This window comes from Paraburkholderia sp. BCC1876 (genome assembly GCF_902833695.1).
Taxonomy (GTDB): domain Bacteria; phylum Pseudomonadota; class Gammaproteobacteria; order Burkholderiales; family Burkholderiaceae; genus Paraburkholderia.
In genome coordinates this window covers 350,754-368,711 of sequence record NZ_CADFGI010000003.1, presented here as the reverse complement: position 1 = coordinate 368,711, position 17,958 = coordinate 350,754, and the positions used below count along the sequence as shown (strand labels likewise).

Below are 17,958 nucleotides of genomic sequence, written 5' to 3'. Positions count from 1 at the left end.
TCGGCCATTCGTGCGGCGCGAACTTTTTACCGAATCGCCTGGTCAGCGTATTATCGGGCGCCGACGCGGAACAAAGCCCGCGCGTCGGCGAATCCGCTCATGACGGGCGATAACGGGCAACACAGAGCTTCACGAGGTAGACCATGACAATCAATCGATGGACCCGCCGCGCCACGTTGCTGCTAGCGTCGCTGGCGGTGCTGCTGTCCGGCTGCACGACCTACGTGACCACCCAGGTCACAGCCTTCTCCGACTGGAGCGGCAACGACGCGACCCGCACCTATGCCTTCACGCGGGCGGCGGATCAGCAGAACAATCTGGAACTCAGTACTTACGAGCGCGCGGTGGCCAACGAACTGGCCACGCATGCGTTCCGTCAGGTGGACACCGCGCAGGCGCGCTATCTGGTCGGGCTCTCATACGGGATTCGCTCGGACATGGTGACGGTCTCCCAGCCGGTGTACTACAACCCGTGGCCCGCGCCTTACTGGGGACGGTCGTTCGATCCGTGGGGCCCGTGGGGTCCGTATGGACCGTTTCCGAACGGGTATGTGAGCCAGAGCTATCCGATCTTCACGCATCTGCTCGGCGTGCGGATCACCGAGCGCGCGACCGGCAAGGAAGTCTATAACGTGACCGCGCGCAACTCGGGCGCCGAGTCGTCGCTGGTCAGGGCCATGCCGTATCTGGCGCGCAGTGCGCTGGCCGATTTCCCGCTGGGCAACGGCATCGTGCATACCGTCAAGATTCCGCTCGACAAGAACGACGGCGCACCGAACGAAATGGCCGCCACGGGCGCCGCACCCGCTGCGATGCCGGCGCCGGCTTCCGCGCCGAAGGTCGTGCAGTAACCAGTAAGCGCAGTAAGCGGGTGCGCTGGAGGGCGTGATGACGCGCTCCAGCAATCCAGGCGGAAGAAACAGAACGGCCCGGCAGGGATGACCTGCCGGGCCGTTTCGCTTTTACCGCCAGCGAACCTGCATGGCGCGTAGCGCGGATTAAAACGGGGCGTCGCGTGAAGTTGGAAAATTCGTCAAATGAAACAGTTATTAAGAAAGTTAAATGAAAGTATTGGAGCGTAAGGATATCGTCCCAAGCATCGTTGTCGGCGGCCGAGCCCGGCGGGGCAGGGCGCGCGGCACAAGCGCGGTGCGGGGAAGCGCCGCCGGCGCGGCTTGACGCGTATTTGAAGAACCGTCGTGCAGGCGATACGGATACAGATGGATACGTCTTTTGTGGCTGATTTAATCCACAATATTCAGTATGATTCGGCCACCGTACGGGGGCTCGGGACAATTTGTCACACTAATTGTCAACGGTGCCTAAATAAATGGGGCTCGGTGCCGTTAATTCGCTGAACCCTATATAAGAAAGCTGGATCTGGATTGACTCCCGGCTGGAGATTGCCGGTCCGCGCGGCGCCCGCACGCTGTGACGGCTGCGTATTCCGTCAGGCGCTTCAGCCTCTCCTCGCATCAACGCGCGAACACCGATATGCCCGATCTGCACTGGACCATTCCGGTCGCTCGCTGGTCTAGCTGGCCTGCTGCCGCATCTGCTGCACCCGACATCGGCTTTATCGAGCCGATCGTACGGCGTCGTCTCAGCACTCTGTCGCGAGTCGCGCTGAAGGTTGCGCACGAGTGCGTCGCGCAAGAGCCGGCGCGGGTCGTGTTTGCGTCGCGTCACGGCGAACTGCGCCGGACCACCGACATCCTGCGCGCCATCAGCGCCGGCGAGCCGGTGTCGCCGACCGCGTTCAGCCTGTCGGTGCTCAACGCGATGACCGGCGTGTTCGGCATTGCGCGCGGCGACCGGTCCGCGGCCAGCGCGATTTCGGCCGGTGCCGAAACGCTCGGCTACGCGTTGCTGGAAGCGCACGCGCAATACGCGGCGCAATCCGGCTCGCCGGTGCTGCTGGTGTATGCCGACGAACCGGCCGATCCGGCCTACGGCACGATCGAAGACGAAGTGCCTGGCGGCGCGCTGGCGATCCTGCTGCACAGCGACGCAGCCACAGGGCAACTGATGTGCAGGTTGTCCGCGGGTGACGGCGCGGGCATGGCAGATGCGTCCGACAAGGCGCACGCGCCGGACAATGCAGACAGTCCGGCCGGCGCTGCAAACCCCCCCGTCCCCGAGACTACTTTTGCGACGCAAAGCCAGGCATTGCTGCACTGCCTTGAAACCGGCAACCCGGGCGCCTGGCAACACGCCGACGCCACCTGGCACTGGAGCTGGCATGACCTCGCGGCTTGATTACGGCTGGCGTCTCTGTGCAACGGGCATGGCCTTCGTGGTGTTCGGCGTATGCGGCACCCTGTTTTCGGTGCTGGTGTTTCCGCTTGCGTGGGTATGGCCGCATCGCGCGTCGCGGCAATTCGCGGTGACGAGCGTGATCCACTGGTTTTTCCGCGCGCTGGTCGCGGTGCTGCAGCGCGTCGGCGTGATGGAGCTCGATGTGTCGAACGTCGAGGCGTTGCGCGCGGGCGGCCCGGCGATCGTGGTCGCGAATCACCCCACTTATCTCGACGTGATGGTGCTGTTGTCGCTCACGCCGCACGCCTGTTGCGTGGTGAAAAACGCGCATTGGAGCAACCCCTGTTTCTGGGGCATCGTGCGCTCGGCGGAATACGTCAGCAATGCCGACCCCTCGGAACTCGTCGAGGCCGGCGCGCGGCAACTGGCGGCCGGCTACACGATGATCATTTTCCCGGAAGGCACGCGCAGTCCCGCGCCGAACCGCTTGCATGCGTTTTCGCGCGGTTTCGCGCACATGGCCCTGAAGGTCGGCGCGCCGATCGTGCCGGTGCTGATGGACTGCGATCCTCCCGCTTTCACCAAGCAGATGCGCTGGTACGACGTGCCGGCGCGCGCATTCCGGATGCGCGTGAATGTCCTCGAGCCGCTCGACGTCGAGCAGCTCGCGGCGCACGACGCGACACCGGCCCTTGCGGCGCGCAGCGTGACGAGCGCCATCGAAGCACACATTACTCAGCACCTGTTCGATTATGGATTCTTTAAAACTGGAAATTAAACAGCTTCTGATCGAGGCCCTCGATCTGGAAGACCTGAGCCCCGCCGATATCGACGACGACGCCCCGTTGTTCGATACCGACGGCATCGGTCTCGATTCGATCGATGCACTCGAAATCGGCATCGTGCTGCGCAAACAATACCAACTGACCATCGCAGCGAACGACGAACGCACGCGCGAACACTTCCGTTCGATCAGCACCCTGGCCGCGCTCGTCGCGAGCCAGCGCGAAGCGGCGCACGCTGTGAATGAAACCACCAGAAAGGGGGAATAAATCGTGTCCGAGGCTGAGATTCTTGAGCGCATCCGCGCCATTTTCAAAGAGAACTTCGCGATTGAGCCGGAGCGCGTGACGCCCGAAGCGAACCTGTTCGAAGAGCTCGATCTCGACAGCATCGACGCTGTCGACCTGGCGATCAAACTGCAGGAAATGACCGGCCGCCGGATCAAGCCGGAAGAGTTCAAATCGGTGCGCACGGTCGGCGATGTGATCGGTGCGGTCGAATCCCTGCTGGCGGCACAAGGCTGATGTTCGCCGCGCGCTCGCGTAGGCAAGCGGCGGCGGATCAGGCCGACGCCGACGCTCACGCTCACGTCACGGCCGCCGGGACCGTCCCGGCCTCGCCGGACGCCGGGCGCGGCTGGGCTAAAACCGCCGTCCAGGTGCTGTTGAAGCTCGCCTATCCCGCGCTGATTCTGTGCGCGTGGCGCTGGGACACGCCGCGCTACGTCGGCTGCATGCTGTTCGCGATCCTGTGGTTGCAGCGCTGGGCCGGCAGCGGTCCGGTCGCGACTTCGCTGCGGCGGCTTTCGTCGATCGATTGGACCGTGGTCGGCTTGCTGAGCTGCGCGTCGGCGGCGATCGTGCTGACCAATAGCGAACTGCTGTTGCGCCTCTATCCGTCGCTCGTCAATCTGGGGCTGTTGATCGCGTTCGGCGCGACGCTCGTGCGCGGGCCGTCGATGATCGAGAAATTCGCGCGGCTCGGCAATCCGGATCTGCCGCCGCGCGCGGTGCGTCATACGTGGCGCGTGACGCAGGTGTGGTGCGGCTTCTTTGCGTTGAACGGCGCGTTTTCCGCCTATACGGCGCTGTACTGGAGTCGCGCGAACTGGTCGCTGTATAACGGGGCGATCGCGTATGGGCTGATCGGCGTGCTGCTGGTGGCCGAGATTGTCTGGCGCTATCTGGTGGTGCTGCCGCGAGCCGCGCGTTCGGAGGCGGCATGATTGCGTTGCATGCTGTGTTGTCGGCGGCTGCCGAAGCCGCCGGGTTGAAAACGCCGGTATGCCGCGATGGCGGCGTGGTGCTCGATCGCGCCGCGTTTCGCGCGCGCGTGGCGGGGTTGATCGCGCTGCTGCAAACGCGCGACGCGCAACGTTACGCGCTGTGTATCGACGATCCCTTTGATTTTGCCTGCGCGTTGTTTGCGCTGTTCGCGTGCGGAAAAGAGCCGGTGATTCCGGCGAATGCGACGCCGGGGTATCTCGCGGATCTGGCCGATGCTTATGACGCGGTGCTGACGGATGCGGATTTGCCGCTGTTCGTGGCGGGCGATAACCCAGCGGCAACCCACGCGGCCTACGCCGCTCACCCCATCGACCCGCAAGCCCCGCTCACGCTCTACACCTCCGGCAGCAGCGGCATCCCCAAACCGATCCGCAAAACGCTCGCGCAATTCAACGCCGAAGTGCACACGCTCGAACGCCAATGGGGCGCGCTGGTCGGCGACGCGACGATGCTCGCGAGCGTGCCGCATCACCACATCTACGGTTTGTTGTTTCGCGTGTTGTGGCCGCTCGGGGCGGGCCGCGCGTTCGACCGCGCGATCAGCCTGGAACCCTTGCATCTGCAACAGCAGATCGACCAAAGCGGCGCGACGGTCGTGGTGTCGACGCCCGCGCAACTGTCGCGTTGGCCCGCGTTGCCCGGTTTTGCCGCATTGACGCCGGCGCCGCGCGCGTTTTTCTCGTCGGGCGGACCGCTCGCGCTGGACGCCGCGCGGGAATACGCCGCCGCCTATGGCGCCGCGCCGCTCGAAATCTACGGCAGCACGGAGACCGGCGGCATTGCGTGGCGGCGTCAGGATCAGACGGACACCTGGCAACCGGTAGCCGGTATCGAAGTGCGTCGCGACGAAGACGGTGCGCTGAACGTGCGCTCGCCGCATCTCGACCACCGCGGCTGGCATCGTACCGACGACCAGATCGCGCTCGACGCCGACGGCCGTTTCCGTCTGCAAGGACGCCTGGATCGCGTGCTGAAACTGGACGGCAAGCGCGTGTCGTTGCCGGAACTGGAAGCGCGTCTCGCGCGGCATCCGTATGTCGCGCAAGCGGCGCTGGTGCCGCTGGAAGGCGCCACGCGCGAGCGCGTCGGCGCTGTCGTGGCGTTGACCGAAGCGGGCAGCGAGGCGTTGCGCGGCGAAGGCCGCGTGGCGCTTGCGAAGACGCTGCGCCGTTATCTCGCCGACTATTTCGACGTCGTCGTGCTGCCGCGTCACTGGCGGTTTCGCGCGACGCTGCCGTTCGACGCACGCGGCAAGCTGCCGGTCGCGGCGCTCGCCGCCGCGTTCGAACCGCGCAGCGAAGGCATGGAAGTACTCGCCGAAGCGCGCAGCGGCGACACGCTGCACTACGACCTGCGTGTGCCGCCCACGCTCGTGCATTTTGCCGGCCATTTTCCGGGGCTGCCGATTCTGCCTGGCGTGGTGCAGGTCGACTGGGCGATCCGCCTCGCGGCCGATCATGTACCGGCGGCGCGCGCGATTGCATCGATCGATCGTTTGAAGTTCATGGCGCCGGTGGCGCCGGGCGCGGTCCTGAAACTGACCCTGGCCCACGACGCCGAGCGTCGGCGCGTGCAGTTCGTCTACAAACTGAGCGGCCGTGAATGCGCGTCCGGCGTGATCGTCTACCGGGAGCCCGCGTGATGAAGTTCGCCGCGTGCATCGTCATTCCGATCTACAACCATAAAGACGCGATCGGCGCGACCGTCGGTCATCTCGCGGTGCATGGTTTGCCGCTGTTCGTCGTCGACGATGGCAGCGACGAGGCGACCCAGCAGGTGCTCGCCGCGCTCGCGCAGCAGTACGCGGATCAGTTGACGCTGTTGCGTTTGCCGGTCAACGGCGGCAAAGGCGCGGCGGTGATGGCGGGGCTGCGCGCCGCGCACCGCGCCGGTTTCACGCACGCGTTGCAGATCGACGCCGATGGTCAGCACGACGCCACCGACGTGCCACGTTTCATCGAAGCCGCGCAAGCCGAACCCGGCGCGGTGATTCTCGGTCGCCCGGTCTACGACGAGAGCGTGCCGAAAGCGCGCCTCTACGGCCGATATCTGACGCATGTGTGGGTGTGGATCGAAACGCTGTCGCTGACCATTCGCGATTCGATGTGCGGCTTCCGTTTATATCCGCTGGCGCTCGCCTGCGAGTTGATCGACCGCGTGCAGTTGCCCACGCGTATGGACTTCGACATCGAGATCCTCGTGCGCCTCTACTGGCGGCGCGCGGCGTTCCGTTCCATTCCGACGCGCGTCACGTATGCCGCCGACGGTGTGTCGCATTTCGATGTGCTGTGGGACAACGTGCGCATCAGTCGCAGCCATACGCGGCTCGTGTTCGGCATGCTGTGGCGTCTGCCGATGCTGCTCGCGCACAAGGTAATGCCGCGCCGCGCTGTACTCGCGAATGCCGGAACCGACCAAAGCGCTCAAAGCGCTCCAATCGAAAAGCCCAACAAGCACGATAAAACCCAGCAAGACTGGTGGCGCATCGCCGAACGCGGCAGCCACCTCGGCATGTCCTTGCTCGCGCTCAGTTGCAAGCTGTTCGGCCGCCGTTTCACCTCGCTGTGGCTGCATCCGATCGTTGCGTATTTTCTGCTGACCGGCCGCGCCGCGCGCGAAGCGTCGAGCAACTACTTCAGACATCTCGGCGAAGCCGCGCCGCACGGCGATACGCCGCGTCCCGGCTGGCTGTCCGCGTACCGGCACATGCTGGCGTTCGCGCAATCGGGCTTCGACAAGCTCGCGGCATGGTCCGGCCGCGTCAACAACGCCGACGTCATATTCGAAGATCCCGCCGCCTTCCAGGCGCTGACCGCGAGCGGCAAGGGCGCGCTCGTGATCGGCGCGCATCTCGGCAATCTGGAAATGACCCGCGCGCTCGCCGCGCAGGGCGCTTATGCGAAGGTCACCGCGGTCGTCTATACCGAGCACGCGCGCCGCTTCAACAGCGTGCTGGCGTCGGCCAATAGCGAGTTCGCGCGCCATCTGCTCGAAGTCCGCGACTTCGGTCCCGAGACCGCGATGCTGATGCAGGAACGCGTGGACAACGGCGAGTTGCTGGTGATCGTCGGCGACCGCGTGCCCGCGCACGAAACGGGACGCACGACCGAAGCACAATTTCTCGGCTCGACCGCGCCGTTCGCGCAGGGCCCTTATGTGCTTGCGCACGCGTTGGGCTGCCCGGTCTATCTGTTTTTCTGTCTGAAAGAACAGGACGGTTACCGTCTTTATTTCGAGCCGTTCGCCGAGCGCATCGAGTTGCCGCGCCGCGAACGCGCGCAGCATCTCGCGGCATGGGCGCAACGTTACGCCGCGCGGCTCGAACACTATTGCCGCAAGGCCCCTTATCAATGGTTCAATTTCTTCGATTTCTGGGCCAGCCCCAAGCGAGGCGCGAATGGCCGAACATGATCTGATCGATGCGTCGGTTACCGACGCAAAGACGAACGCAAAAGCTAATGCCGATGCAGCCGAAAACGCCGTCGTGGTCGGCGGCCGCAAGCTGACGATCGAAGAGGTCGTCGCGATTGCCCATCAACGTGCGCCGATCGCGCTGAGCGCCGATCCGGCGTGGCGCGCGCGAATCCAGCGCGGTGCGGATTTCCTGCGCCGTCATCTGGCGGAGGGCGCGACCGTCTACGGCGTCAACACCGGTTACGGCGATGCCTGCGTGGTGGACGTGCCGATGGAACTGGTCGAAGCGCTGCCGTTGCAACTCACGCGCTATCACGGCTGCGGCATGGGCCAGTATCTCGACGACGCGCAAACCCTCGCAGTGATCGCCGCGCGGTTGAACTCGCTCGCTTATGGCTTTTCCGGCGTGCGTCCGGTGTTGCTCGAACGGCTCGCCGATCTGGTCAATCATCGCGTGCTGCCGCGCATTCCGTCGGAAGGTTCGGTCGGCGCGAGCGGCGACCTGACGCCGTTGTCGTATGTGGCCGCCGCATTGGCGGGCGAACGCGACGTGATGTTCGCCGGGCAACTGCGCGACGTGCGCGACGTCTGGAGCGAACTCGGTCACGCGCCGCTCACACTCGCGCCGAAAGAAGGCCTCGCGCTGATGAACGGCACGGCAGTGATGACGGGCCTCGCCTGTCTCGCGTTCGCGCGCGCCGATCACTTGACGCGCCTCACCGCGCGTCTCACGGCGCTCTGCACGGTGGCGCTCGACGGCCGCGCCGCGCACTTCGACGCGATGCTGTTCGAAGTGAAGCCGCACGCCGGCCAGGCCGAAGCCGCAGCCTGGATTCGCGACGATCTGAGCGGACGCGACGATACGCCGGGTCATCGGCTGCAGGATCGCTATTCGATTCGCTGCGCGCCGCACGTGATCGGCGTGGCGCGCGACGCGCTGACGTGGGTGCGTCGCGACGTCGAGAACGAGTTGAACAGCGCGAACGACAATCCGCTGATCGATCCCGACAACGGACGCGTGCTGCACGGCGGCAACTTCTACGGCGGCCATATCGCGTTCGCGATGGATTCGCTGAAGGTCGCGGTGGCCAATCTCGCCGATCTGATGGACCGGCAGCTCGCGTTGCTGGTCGATGTGAACTTCAACAATGGCTTGCCGCGCAATCTGTCGGGCGCGGCGCCCGCGCGGGCGGCGATCAATCACGGCTTCAAGGCGGTGCAGATTTCGTCGTCCGCATGGACTGCCGAAGCGTTGAAGAACACGATGCCCGCGAGTGTGTTCTCGCGCTCCACCGAGGCGCACAACCAGGACAAAGTCAGCATGGGCACGATCGCAGCACGCGACTGTTTGCGCGTGCTGGAATTGACCGAACAGGTGGCCGCCGCGCACACGCTGGCAACCGTGCAGGCCGCGCGCCTGCGCCTGAGGCTCGATAGCGAGACGCCGGTGCCGGCGCCGCTGCAGCGCTTTATGGACCGTGTGAGCGCGGCATCGCCGTTCGTCGACGAAGACCGTGCGCTCGAACACGAGTTGCGCGCGCTGACCGCGCGCATTGCCGATTGCGATCTGCTGCAAGACTATCGCGGAGGGACGCACGCATGAGCGAGTCCCGCAAAGTGCCGAGCGCGAGCGCCATGGTCGAAGTGCCGTTCCACGACGTCGATGCGATGAACGTCTGCTGGCACGGCCATTATCTGAAGTACTTCGAGATCGGCCGCGCGGCGCTGCTGCGTACCTTCGATTACGACTACCGCGAGATGCAGGCGTCCGGCTATCTGTGGCCGATCGTCGAGGTGCATCTCAAGTATGTGCGGCCGGCCATTTACGGCCAGCAGATCGAAGTGCGCACGCAACTGCTCGAACACGAAAACCGCCTGAAAATAGGCTACGAAATCGTCGACTGCGCGTCCGGTACGCGGCTGACCAAAGGCTATACGATTCAGGTCGCGGTCGATGCCGCGACCCAGGAGCTGCAGTTCGTGTCGCCGCCGGTCGTGTTCGACAAGCTGGAGCGCGCATGGGGACAATGAGCTTGCGCGCGGCGCTGGTGAGCGGCTGGGTCGCACTCGGTGCGTGCGGCGTGGTGGGGGCGCTCGCGTGGCCGCTGTCCGCCATGGCCGCGCAATCGTCGCCATCGTCGCAGACATCGTCGGCATTGCAGGCATCCGCTGCCGGCAACCCCGCGCTGGTCTCGCAGATCGCCGCGCATCTCGCGCAGGCCAAGGGCGTGCGCGCACAGTTCACGCAGACGCAGACCCTCGCCGCGATGAAACAGCCGCTGGTCAGCAGCGGCTCGCTGCTGTTCTTCCGCGAACGCGGCGTGATCTGGCAGATCGACACGCCGTACAAAGCCACCTACGTGATCACCGATTCCGGCGTCGCCGAACTCAACGCCGCCGGCCAGCGCGTGACGGCTCACAGCGCACAAGGCGCGCGCGGCGTCGCGCAAGTCTCGAAGATGATGCGCGCGATGCTCGGCGGCGATCTGTCCGCGCTGTACTCGCAATTCGACGTGCAAGCCGAAGGCAGCGCCGCGCAATGGCGCATGCAACTCACGCCGAACCAGCCGCAGATCGCGCAATCGATCAAGGGTCTGGAGATGAGCGGCGGGGACTTTCTGCAAAGCTTGCGCATCACGCTCGCGAATGGCGACGTGACCCGGCTCGACTTCGCGAAGAGTGCGGCGGTCGCCGAACTCACGCCGGCTGAACGCAGCCTGCTCGGAGCGCCGTAATGGACATGCTGCAACAGCGGTCCGCGAAACAGGCGTGGAGCATGCGCGCCGCGTGGCTGCTGCTCGCGCTGATCGCGACGCTGTATTGCGGTTGGCGTTTCGCGGGACCGTCGCCGTTGCAGACCAATCTGCTCGCGCTGTTGCCGGCCACCGAGGCCGACCCGGTCGCCGAACAGGCGGTCGACACGCTGGCGAGCGCGCTCGGCGATCGCACGGTGTTTCTCGTCACCAGCAAGGACGACGCGCATGCGAAGGCCGCGGCCCGGCAATTAGGCGCGTCGCTGCGGCAGAGCGGGGCGTTTGGTTCGGTGACGGCGGAGTTGCCGCCGTTCGATCTGTCGCAGATCGGCGCGTTGTATCTGCCGTATCGCTTTGGGTTGTTGACGCCGGCCGATCGCGCGGCGCTCGCTACACCACAGCAATCCACCTTGCACGACACGCTCGCGCAGCGCATCTATAGCCCGCTGCACGGCGGCCTGACGACGCAACTCGCCGACGACCCGTTCGGCTGGCTCGAACACTGGCTGAACGGCCTGCCGCTCGCCACCTCGAATCTCGAACTCGACGACAACCTGCTGGTATCGCATCGCGGCGCCGCGACCAGCGTGCTGATCGTCGCGACCTTGCCGGGCTCGGCGTACGAAACGAAGACGCAGCACGCCGTGCTCGCCGCGCTTGCCCGAGGCGAACAGCAACTCAAGTCATCGTTCCCTGACGTCTCGGTCGCGCGAACCGGTGCGGTGTTCTACGCGGAATCGGCGCGCAGCGCTTCCGAACATGAGGTACATCTGATCGGCGTCGCGTCGCTGTGCGGCATCGCGCTTCTGATGATGTGGGTGTTCCGCTCGCCGCGTCTGCTGCTGCTCGGCTTCGTGTCGACGGCGCTCGGCATTGTCTGCGCGCTCGCCGTCACGATGCTGGTGTTCGGCAAACTCCATCTGTTGACGCTGGTGTTCGGCGCGAGCCTGATCGGTGAGGCCGTCGATTATTCGATCCAGTATTTCGTGGTCTATCTCGGCGCGGGCCGCGATTGGGATGCCCGGCGCGGCGCGCGCGCAGTGCGTCCCGCGCTGACGGTTGCATTGACGACCAGCCTGCTCGGCTACGCGATCCTGATGTGGGTGCCGTTCCCCGCGCTCAAGCAGATTGCGTGCTTTGCGATGGCCGGTATCACGACGGCATTCGCCTCGGTGCTGTGGCTGTTGCCGGCCTTGCTGACGCGGCCGCCGAAGCGCAGTCCGCAGCGTCTGTTCGCGGGTGCGGCGCGTGGGCTGACGGTCTGGCATCGCGCGATCGGCGGCCGACGCGCGTGGTTCGTCGCGGCGCTGCTGCTGATCGTCGCGATTCCCGGCTGGCTGCGTTTGACCAGCGACGACGATATTCATTTGCTGATCCAGCGCGATCCGTCGCTCGTCGCGCAGGAGGACAAGGTGCGCGACGCGATCGGCGTGGACAACAGCGCGCAGTTTTTCGTCGTGCGTGGCGAGACGCCGGAGCTCGTGTTGCAACGCGCCGAAGCGCTGGGTTCGAAACTGGATGCGTTGGACGGCACCGCGAACAAGGTGGGCAGCTATCAATCGGTCGCGCAATTCGTGCCGTCCGCGAAACAGCAGAACGACGATCATGCGTTGCTCGCGCAACACGTTTTCAATGACCCGGCCGCGTTGCGCGCGACGCTGCTGCAAGCCGGCTTCAAGGACGAAGTCGCCGACGCGTGGCTCGCCGCGTTCGCCAAACCGCAAGCGCCGTTGACGGTGAACACATGGCTCGCCGCGCCGTGGTCGCAACCGTATCGGCATTTGTGGCTCGGCGAAGTCGATCCTGCTACGAAAGCGTATGCCGCCGTGGTGATTCCGCAGGGCGTGACGCCGCAAAATGAACCCACGCTGATCGCGACGGCGCAAAGTCTGCCGGGCGTGGTGTTCGTCGACAAAGCCGCGAGCGTGTCGAAGCTGTTCGGCGCGTATCGCGTGGATAGCGGCTGGTGGCTCGGCGGCGCGCTTGCGCTCGTGCTGATTCTGCTGGTGGTGAGATACGCGCCGAAGGACGTTACCTCGGTGGATGTCTCGCAGGAAGGCCGCCCGGTGCGCGCCGCGAACGCAGCATCCGTGACGGACACCTCGCAGAACGACCGTGTGCCAGGCACCCGACCTACAATCCACGTGGCCGATCGTCTGCGCGGCGGCATCGCCGTGACCTTGCCGGTATTGCTCGCCGTGAGCGTCACGCTGGCCGCATTCGGCTATGCGCACGTGCCGCTCAATCTGTTCAACTGGCTCGCGCTCATGCTGGTGCTCGGCGTCGGCGCAAACTATGCCGTGTTTCTGCGCGAAGGTTGTCTGCGCGCGGAGGCGGATCTCGGCGCGGTCTGGACCGGCGTGCTGCTCTCGTCGGCCACTACGCTGTTGTCGTTCGGCATGCTCGGCATGAGCGCCATGCCCGCGCTGAAGAGTTTTGGCGCCACGCTCGCGCTCGGCATTCTCGTCTCGGTGCTGCTCGCGCCGATCGGCATGCCATCGGAATCAAGGAGGGTCGCATGAAAGCGCCATCAGTTTATTTGCACGCGCTCGGCATGATCAACGCGCTCGGCGGCGACCTCGACCACATCGCTCCGGCGCTCGCCGCCGCGCAGTCGCCCGGCATGGGCAGCGCGCATACGGGAATCGGCGAGGCGTTCGTCGGCAGCGTGCTCGCGCCGCTCGATCTGGCGCCGCCCGCCGAACTCGCGCGTTACGACTGCCGCAACAACCGTCTGCTGCTCGCCGCGTTGACGCAGATCGCCCCCGCCGTCGAGGTCGCGCGCGAACGTTACGGCGCGCACCGGATCGGCGTGGTGCTCGGCACCAGCACGTCGGGCATCGAAGCGGCCGAAGCCGCGTTCGTCTATCAGGTGCAGGCCGGCAGCTTGCCCGCGAGCTTCAATTACCGGCAGATGGAAATCGGCACCGCCGCGCCGTTCGCCGCCGCTGTGCTCGGATTGCGTGGGCCGGCGTTCACGATTTCGACGGCCTGCACGTCGAGCGCGAAGGCGTTTGCGTCAGCGCGTCGTCTGCTGCAGTTGCAGTTGTGCGATGCGGTGGTGGTGGGCGGCGTCGATTCGCTGTGCGAGTTGACGGTGCAGGGTTTCGCCTCGCTCGAATCGACCAGCGCCGTGCGCACTAATCCGATGAGCCGCAATCGCTGCGGCATCAACGTCGGCGAAGGCGCCGCGGTGTTTCTGATGAGCCGCGACGAAGCGACGGTGCGGCTCGCGGGCGTCGGCGAGTCGAGCGACGCGCATCACATCTCGGCGCCGGACCCGCAAGGCGTGGGCGGCGAACTCGCGCTGCGCGAAGCGCTCGCGGATGCGGGCGTCGCGTCGTCGGCGATCGGCTATGTGAATCTGCATGCCACTGCCACACGCAAGAACGACGAGATGGAAGCCGGCCTGATGGCGCGAGTCTTCCCCGAGGGCGTCGCGGCGAGCGGCACCAAGCCGTTGACCGGCCACCAGCTCGGCGCGGCCGGCGCCACGGAACTCGGCTTCGCGTGGCTGACGCTGTCGCGCGACGACGTGCCGCTGCCGCGTCATGTGTGGGACGGCGAGGCCGATCCTTCACTACCGGCGTTGGACCTCGTCGAGAACGAGCGCTTTCTGCCGCGCGGCGCGGATTCGCAGTACGTGATGAGCAATTCGTTTGCTTTCGGCGGCAGCAATGTCAGCCTGATTCTGGCCCGGTAATGCGCACCATGACTACGACGACGCTAACCCCAACCACGCCGGCTGCGACGCAAACGCCAACGTCGACACCGACGCCAACTCACGAGCAACTGCTGCAACAGCCGATCGAAGCGATCATCCCGCATCGCGGCACCATGCTGCTGATCGACGCCGTGGAAGCCTTCGACGACGACACGCTGAGCGCGCGCGCCACCGTCCACGCCGATGCCTGGTACGCGGACGCCGACGGCGCGATGCCCGCATGGCTCGGCATCGAACTGATGGCGCAGACGATCGCCGCGCATGTCGCGTTGCTGGCCATGCGCGGCGGCGGCCGCGCGCGGCCCGGTGTCCTGCTCGGCTCGCGCAGTTACAAAGCGCTGGAGCCGTCGTTCAGCGGCGGCGCACGACTGCGCGTTCACGTCACCGAACTGCTGCGCAGCGAAGAAGGCCACGGCGCGTACGAATGCACGATCCATCACGGCGATCTGCACTGCGCGGAGGCCGTCATCAAGGTGTTTCAACCGCCCGATTTTCAGTCATTCATTGAGGGGAGTTTCAGTTCATGAGCCGGCGTGTTCTCGTTACCGGCGCAAGCCGCGGCATTGGCCGTGCGATTGCGTACAAGTTGGCCGCCGACGGCTTCGCCGTCTCCGTGCATTGCCGCACGGGACGCACTGAAGCGGAAGCGGTTGCGACGGGCATCGCCGCGCAGGGCGGCATGGCACGCGTGCTGCAATTCGACGTGCGCGAACGCGCGGTGTGCCGCGACGTGCTCGAAGCGGATGTCGCCGCGCACGGCCCGTACTACGGAATTGTCTGCAGCGCGGGCGTGACCCGCGACGCCGCATTTCCCGCGCTCACCGAAGAAGACTGGGACATCGTGATCGAAACCGGTCTCGACTCGTTTTACAACGTCGTGCATCCGCTGACCATGCCGATGGTGCGCGCCCGCAAGGGCGGCCGGATCGTCACGATCGCGTCGGTGTCCGGCGTGATGGGCAATCGCGGCCAGGTCAACTACAGCGCGGCGAAAGCCGGCCTGATCGGCGCGAGCAAGGCGCTCGCCGTCGAACTGGCGACGCGCAACATCACCGTCAACTGCGTGGCGCCGGGTCTGATCGAGACCGGCATGCTCGAAGAACTGCAACTCGAGCACGCGCTGAAGACGGTGCCGATGAACCGCGTCGGCCAGCCTGCCGAGGTGGCGTCCGTGGTCAGCTTCCTGATGTCGGATGCGGCCTCGTACGTCACGCGTCAGGTGATCGGCGTCAACGGTGGGATGGTGTGATGAAGCGTGTCGTCATTACCGGCATGGGCGGCGTCACGGCGTTCGGCGATAGCTGGGACGCGATCGAGCCGCGCCTGAGAAGCGGCGTGAACGCGGTGCGCCGCATGCCCGAATGGGATTACTTTGAGTCGCTGCATACGCGGCTCGCGTGTCCGTTGCCGGAATTCAAGCTGCCCACGCACTATCCGCGCAAGAAGACCCGTTCCATGGGCCCCGTGTCGATGTATTCGGTGCGTGCCAGCGAACTCGCGCTCGCCGACGCCGGCCTCGCCGATAACGACACCATCAAGGACGGCCGCATGGGCGTCGCCTACGGTTCGTCGTCGGGCTCGGTGCAGCCGATCCGCGCGTTCGGCACGATGCTCGAAACCGGCTCGATGGGCGACGTCACATCGAACAGCTACGTGCAGATGATGCCGCACACCACGGCGGTCAACGTGAGCCTGTTCTGGGACCTCAAAGGGCGGATCATTCCGACTTCGTGCGCGTGCGCGTCGGGCAGTCAGGCGATCGGCTACGCGTATGAGGCGATCCAGAGCGGCAAACAGACGCTGATGCTGGCGGGCGGCGCGGAAGAGTTGTCGGGCCCGGCGGTCGCCGTGTTCGACACGCTGTACGCGACCAGCACGCGCAACGACGAGCCGCATCTGACGCCGCGTCCCTTTGATGCCGCGCGCGATGGCCTGGTGGTCGGCGAAGGCGCGGCCACGCTGGTGCTCGAAGAATACGAACATGCCATGGCGCGCGGCGCGCGGATTCACGCCGAGATCGTCGGCTTCGGCTGCAATTCGGACGGCGCGCACATGACCCAGCCGACCGCCGAAACCATGGCGCTCGCCATGCAACTCGCGCTGCGCGACGCGCAACTGCCGCCCGAAGCGATTCAGTATGTGAACGCGCACGGCACGTCGACGGATCGCGGCGATATCGCCGAAAGCCATGCGACCGCGCAGACCTTCGGCGCGCACATGCCGATCAGTTCGCTGAAGAGCTATGTCGGCCACACGCTCGGCGCGTGCGGCGCGCTCGAAGCGTGGTGGACTATCGAAATGATGAAGCGCAACTGGTACGCGCCGACCCTGAACCTGAGCCAGGTCGATCCGGCTTGCGCGCCGCTCGATTACATCGTCGGTACGGGCCGTGAGATCGACGCCGACTACGTGATGAGCAACAACTTCGCGTTCGGCGGCATCAACACGTCGCTGATATTCAGGCGCGTTCGATGAGCGTGGCGCTGCAACGGGTCGTCGTGACCGGCATGGGCATCGTGTCGTGCCTCGGCAATACGCTCGACGGCGTGTCCGCCGCGTTGCGCTCGGGCCGCTCGCGGATCGAACGGATCGACGCGTGGCGCGAGCGCGGCTTCGGCTCGCAGGTGGCGGGCGTGGCCTCGGTCGCGCACGAGCCGCCGTTCGAGCGCAAGCTCGAGCGCTTCATGGGCGACACCGCGCGCTTCGCCTGTCACGCCGCACGCCAGGCGATCGACGACGCCGGGCTCGCGCAAGCCCGGTTGCATTCGCCGCAAACGGGCACGGTGATCGGCTCGGGCGTCGGCAACATGCTGAGTTACGACGCGGCCATGCTGATCGCCAACGCGCGCGGCATCGACAAGGTGCCGCCGTACGTCGTGCCGCATGCAATGAGCAGCACGGCGTCGGCCAACGTCGCGCAGGTGTTCGGGCTCGAAGGCGTCAGCTATTCGCCGTCGTCGGCGTGTACCACGTCGGCGCTCGCAATCGGGCAGGCCATGCAACTGATTCAGAGCGGCCGCCAGCAGATCGTGCTGGCCGGCGGCAGCGAATCATTGCACGACAACATGACGCTGATGTTCGATTCGATGGGCGCGTTGTCGCGGCGCTTCAACGACACGCCGCAGCACGCCTCGCGGCCTTACGACACGGCGCGCGACGGCTTCGTGATCGCCTCGGGCGCCGGCGTGCTGGTGCTCGAAGCGCGCGATCACGCGCTGGCGCGCGGCGCGCGCATCTACGCGGAGCTGACCGGTTTCGGCGACTGCACCGACAGCGCCGGCATGGTCACGCCGCGCGCGGCCGGCATCGCGCGGGCCATGCGCGGTGCGCTGAGCGAAGCGGGCAAGCGGCCCGACTACATCAACGCGCACGCACCGTCGACACCGCTCGGCGACGTCGAAGAACTGCGCGCGCTGAGCGACGTGTTCGGCGCCGCGTCCGACCGGTCCTTTGGCCACGGCGTGCCGGCGTTCTCGTCGACCAAAGGCATGACCGGGCATCCGCTCGGCGCGTGCGGCGCGCACGAGGCGATCTATACGTTGCTGATGATGCGCGACGGCTTCATCGCGGGGACGGCGGGGATCGAGACACCCGAACCGGAGTTGGGCGATTTGCCGCTCGTGCGCACTACGCGCGACGCGCGGATCGAGACGGCGATGTCGGTGTCGTTCGGGTTCGGCGGCAGTTGCGCGAGCCTGATGTTTGAAGCGTGGCAAGGCGGCTGAGACGGCCGCGAAAT

17 protein-coding genes are annotated in these 17,958 nt (G+C 65.9%); all 17 read left to right on the top strand.

Features of this window, described 5'->3' with window-relative positions:
* Positions 1-143: 143 nt before the first annotated feature.
* Complete coding sequence (locus HWY05_RS13415) at positions 144-851, top strand: DUF4136 domain-containing protein (protein ID WP_035547721.1); 708 nt, start codon at positions 144-146, stop codon at positions 849-851.
* Between the two features lie 643 nt (positions 852-1,494).
* The gene (locus HWY05_RS13410) at positions 1,495-2,259 is read left to right on the top strand and encodes a beta-ketoacyl synthase chain length factor (protein WP_176058661.1); all 765 of its coding nucleotides are present in this window, start codon (positions 1,495-1,497) and stop codon (positions 2,257-2,259) included.
* On the top strand, positions 2,243-3,037 hold the full coding sequence (locus HWY05_RS13405) for a lysophospholipid acyltransferase family protein (protein WP_035547718.1): 795 nt from the start codon (positions 2,243-2,245) through the stop codon (positions 3,035-3,037). The genes HWY05_RS13410 and HWY05_RS13405 overlap by 17 nt, the downstream gene beginning before the upstream one ends.
* The gene (locus tag HWY05_RS13400; protein WP_035547715.1) at positions 3,012-3,311 is read left to right on the top strand and encodes a phosphopantetheine-binding protein; all 300 of its coding nucleotides are present in this window, start codon (positions 3,012-3,014) and stop codon (positions 3,309-3,311) included. Before HWY05_RS13405 ends, HWY05_RS13400 begins: the two co-directional genes overlap by 26 nt.
* A gap of 3 nt (positions 3,312-3,314) precedes the next feature.
* Positions 3,315-3,566, top strand: coding sequence for an acyl carrier protein (locus tag HWY05_RS13395; protein ID WP_035547711.1), 252 nt, complete (start codon positions 3,315-3,317; stop codon positions 3,564-3,566).
* Positions 3,566-4,267 (top strand): membrane protein, encoded by a 702-nt coding sequence (locus HWY05_RS13390; RefSeq protein ID WP_035547708.1) that lies wholly within the window; start codon positions 3,566-3,568, stop codon positions 4,265-4,267. The genes HWY05_RS13395 and HWY05_RS13390 overlap by 1 nt, the downstream gene beginning before the upstream one ends.
* A complete protein-coding gene (locus HWY05_RS13385) occupies positions 4,264-5,970 on the top strand; it encodes an AMP-binding protein (protein ID WP_176058660.1) in 1,707 nt (568 codons plus the stop codon). The genes HWY05_RS13390 and HWY05_RS13385 overlap by 4 nt, the downstream gene beginning before the upstream one ends.
* Positions 5,970-7,739 carry a glycosyltransferase family 2 protein gene (locus tag HWY05_RS13380; protein ID WP_176058860.1) on the top strand — a complete coding sequence of 590 codons (1,770 nt, stop codon included), beginning with the start codon at positions 5,970-5,972 and terminating at the stop codon, positions 7,737-7,739. The genes HWY05_RS13385 and HWY05_RS13380 overlap by 1 nt, the downstream gene beginning before the upstream one ends.
* Positions 7,726-9,345 (top strand): aromatic amino acid ammonia-lyase, encoded by a 1,620-nt coding sequence (locus HWY05_RS13375; protein ID WP_176058659.1) that lies wholly within the window; start codon positions 7,726-7,728, stop codon positions 9,343-9,345. The genes HWY05_RS13380 and HWY05_RS13375 overlap by 14 nt, the downstream gene beginning before the upstream one ends.
* Complete coding sequence (locus HWY05_RS13370) at positions 9,342-9,773, top strand: thioesterase family protein (RefSeq protein WP_035547697.1); 432 nt, start codon at positions 9,342-9,344, stop codon at positions 9,771-9,773. Before HWY05_RS13375 ends, HWY05_RS13370 begins: the two co-directional genes overlap by 4 nt.
* Positions 9,761-10,477 (top strand): outer membrane lipoprotein carrier protein LolA, encoded by a 717-nt coding sequence (locus HWY05_RS13365; protein ID WP_176058658.1) that lies wholly within the window; start codon positions 9,761-9,763, stop codon positions 10,475-10,477. The genes HWY05_RS13370 and HWY05_RS13365 overlap by 13 nt, the downstream gene beginning before the upstream one ends.
* Entirely contained in the window at positions 10,477-13,017 is a 2,541-nt protein-coding gene (locus tag HWY05_RS13360) for an MMPL family transporter (protein ID WP_176058657.1), read from the top strand. The genes HWY05_RS13365 and HWY05_RS13360 overlap by 1 nt, the downstream gene beginning before the upstream one ends.
* On the top strand, positions 13,014-14,198 hold the full coding sequence (locus tag HWY05_RS13355; protein ID WP_176058656.1) for a beta-ketoacyl-[acyl-carrier-protein] synthase family protein: 1,185 nt from the start codon (positions 13,014-13,016) through the stop codon (positions 14,196-14,198). Before HWY05_RS13360 ends, HWY05_RS13355 begins: the two co-directional genes overlap by 4 nt.
* 8 nt (positions 14,199-14,206) lie before the next feature.
* A complete protein-coding gene (locus HWY05_RS13350; protein WP_176058655.1) occupies positions 14,207-14,746 on the top strand; it encodes a hotdog family protein in 540 nt (179 codons plus the stop codon).
* Complete coding sequence (locus HWY05_RS13345; protein WP_035547687.1) at positions 14,743-15,468, top strand: 3-ketoacyl-ACP reductase FabG2; 726 nt, start codon at positions 14,743-14,745, stop codon at positions 15,466-15,468. Before HWY05_RS13350 ends, HWY05_RS13345 begins: the two co-directional genes overlap by 4 nt.
* Positions 15,468-16,694 carry a beta-ketoacyl-ACP synthase gene (locus tag HWY05_RS13340; protein ID WP_176058654.1) on the top strand — a complete coding sequence of 409 codons (1,227 nt, stop codon included), beginning with the start codon at positions 15,468-15,470 and terminating at the stop codon, positions 16,692-16,694. The genes HWY05_RS13345 and HWY05_RS13340 overlap by 1 nt, the downstream gene beginning before the upstream one ends.
* Positions 16,691-17,944, top strand: a complete 1,254-nt coding sequence (locus tag HWY05_RS13335; protein ID WP_176058653.1) for a beta-ketoacyl-[acyl-carrier-protein] synthase family protein — start codon at positions 16,691-16,693, stop codon at positions 17,942-17,944. The genes HWY05_RS13340 and HWY05_RS13335 overlap by 4 nt, the downstream gene beginning before the upstream one ends.
* The last annotated feature ends 14 nt before the right edge of the window (positions 17,945-17,958 follow it).

What these genes read in the sequence shown, in the direction of transcription:
- HWY05_RS13415 (WP_035547721.1), top strand. Translation starts at nt 144, where the DNA reads ATGACAATCAATCGATGGACCCGCCGCGCCACGTTGCTGCTAGCGTCG.
- HWY05_RS13410 (WP_176058661.1), top strand. Translation starts at nt 1,495, where the DNA reads ATGCCCGATCTGCACTGGACCATTCCGGTCGCTCGCTGGTCTAGCTGG.
- HWY05_RS13405 (WP_035547718.1), top strand. Translation starts at nt 2,243, where the DNA reads ATGACCTCGCGGCTTGATTACGGCTGGCGTCTCTGTGCAACGGGCATG.
- HWY05_RS13400 (WP_035547715.1), top strand. Translation starts at nt 3,012, where the DNA reads ATGGATTCTTTAAAACTGGAAATTAAACAGCTTCTGATCGAGGCCCTC.
- HWY05_RS13390 (WP_035547708.1), top strand. Translation starts at nt 3,566, where the DNA reads ATGTTCGCCGCGCGCTCGCGTAGGCAAGCGGCGGCGGATCAGGCCGAC.
- HWY05_RS13385 (WP_176058660.1), top strand. Translation starts at nt 4,264, where the DNA reads ATGATTGCGTTGCATGCTGTGTTGTCGGCGGCTGCCGAAGCCGCCGGG.
- HWY05_RS13380 (WP_176058860.1), top strand. Translation starts at nt 5,970, where the DNA reads ATGAAGTTCGCCGCGTGCATCGTCATTCCGATCTACAACCATAAAGAC.
- HWY05_RS13375 (WP_176058659.1), top strand. Translation starts at nt 7,726, where the DNA reads ATGGCCGAACATGATCTGATCGATGCGTCGGTTACCGACGCAAAGACG.
- HWY05_RS13370 (WP_035547697.1), top strand. Translation starts at nt 9,342, where the DNA reads ATGAGCGAGTCCCGCAAAGTGCCGAGCGCGAGCGCCATGGTCGAAGTG.
- HWY05_RS13365 (WP_176058658.1), top strand. Translation starts at nt 9,761, where the DNA reads ATGGGGACAATGAGCTTGCGCGCGGCGCTGGTGAGCGGCTGGGTCGCA.
- HWY05_RS13360 (WP_176058657.1), top strand. Translation starts at nt 10,477, where the DNA reads ATGGACATGCTGCAACAGCGGTCCGCGAAACAGGCGTGGAGCATGCGC.
- HWY05_RS13355 (WP_176058656.1), top strand. Translation starts at nt 13,014, where the DNA reads ATGAAAGCGCCATCAGTTTATTTGCACGCGCTCGGCATGATCAACGCG.
- HWY05_RS13350 (WP_176058655.1), top strand. Translation starts at nt 14,207, where the DNA reads ATGACTACGACGACGCTAACCCCAACCACGCCGGCTGCGACGCAAACG.
- HWY05_RS13345 (WP_035547687.1), top strand. Translation starts at nt 14,743, where the DNA reads ATGAGCCGGCGTGTTCTCGTTACCGGCGCAAGCCGCGGCATTGGCCGT.
- HWY05_RS13340 (WP_176058654.1), top strand. Translation starts at nt 15,468, where the DNA reads ATGAAGCGTGTCGTCATTACCGGCATGGGCGGCGTCACGGCGTTCGGC.
- HWY05_RS13335 (WP_176058653.1), top strand. Translation starts at nt 16,691, where the DNA reads ATGAGCGTGGCGCTGCAACGGGTCGTCGTGACCGGCATGGGCATCGTG.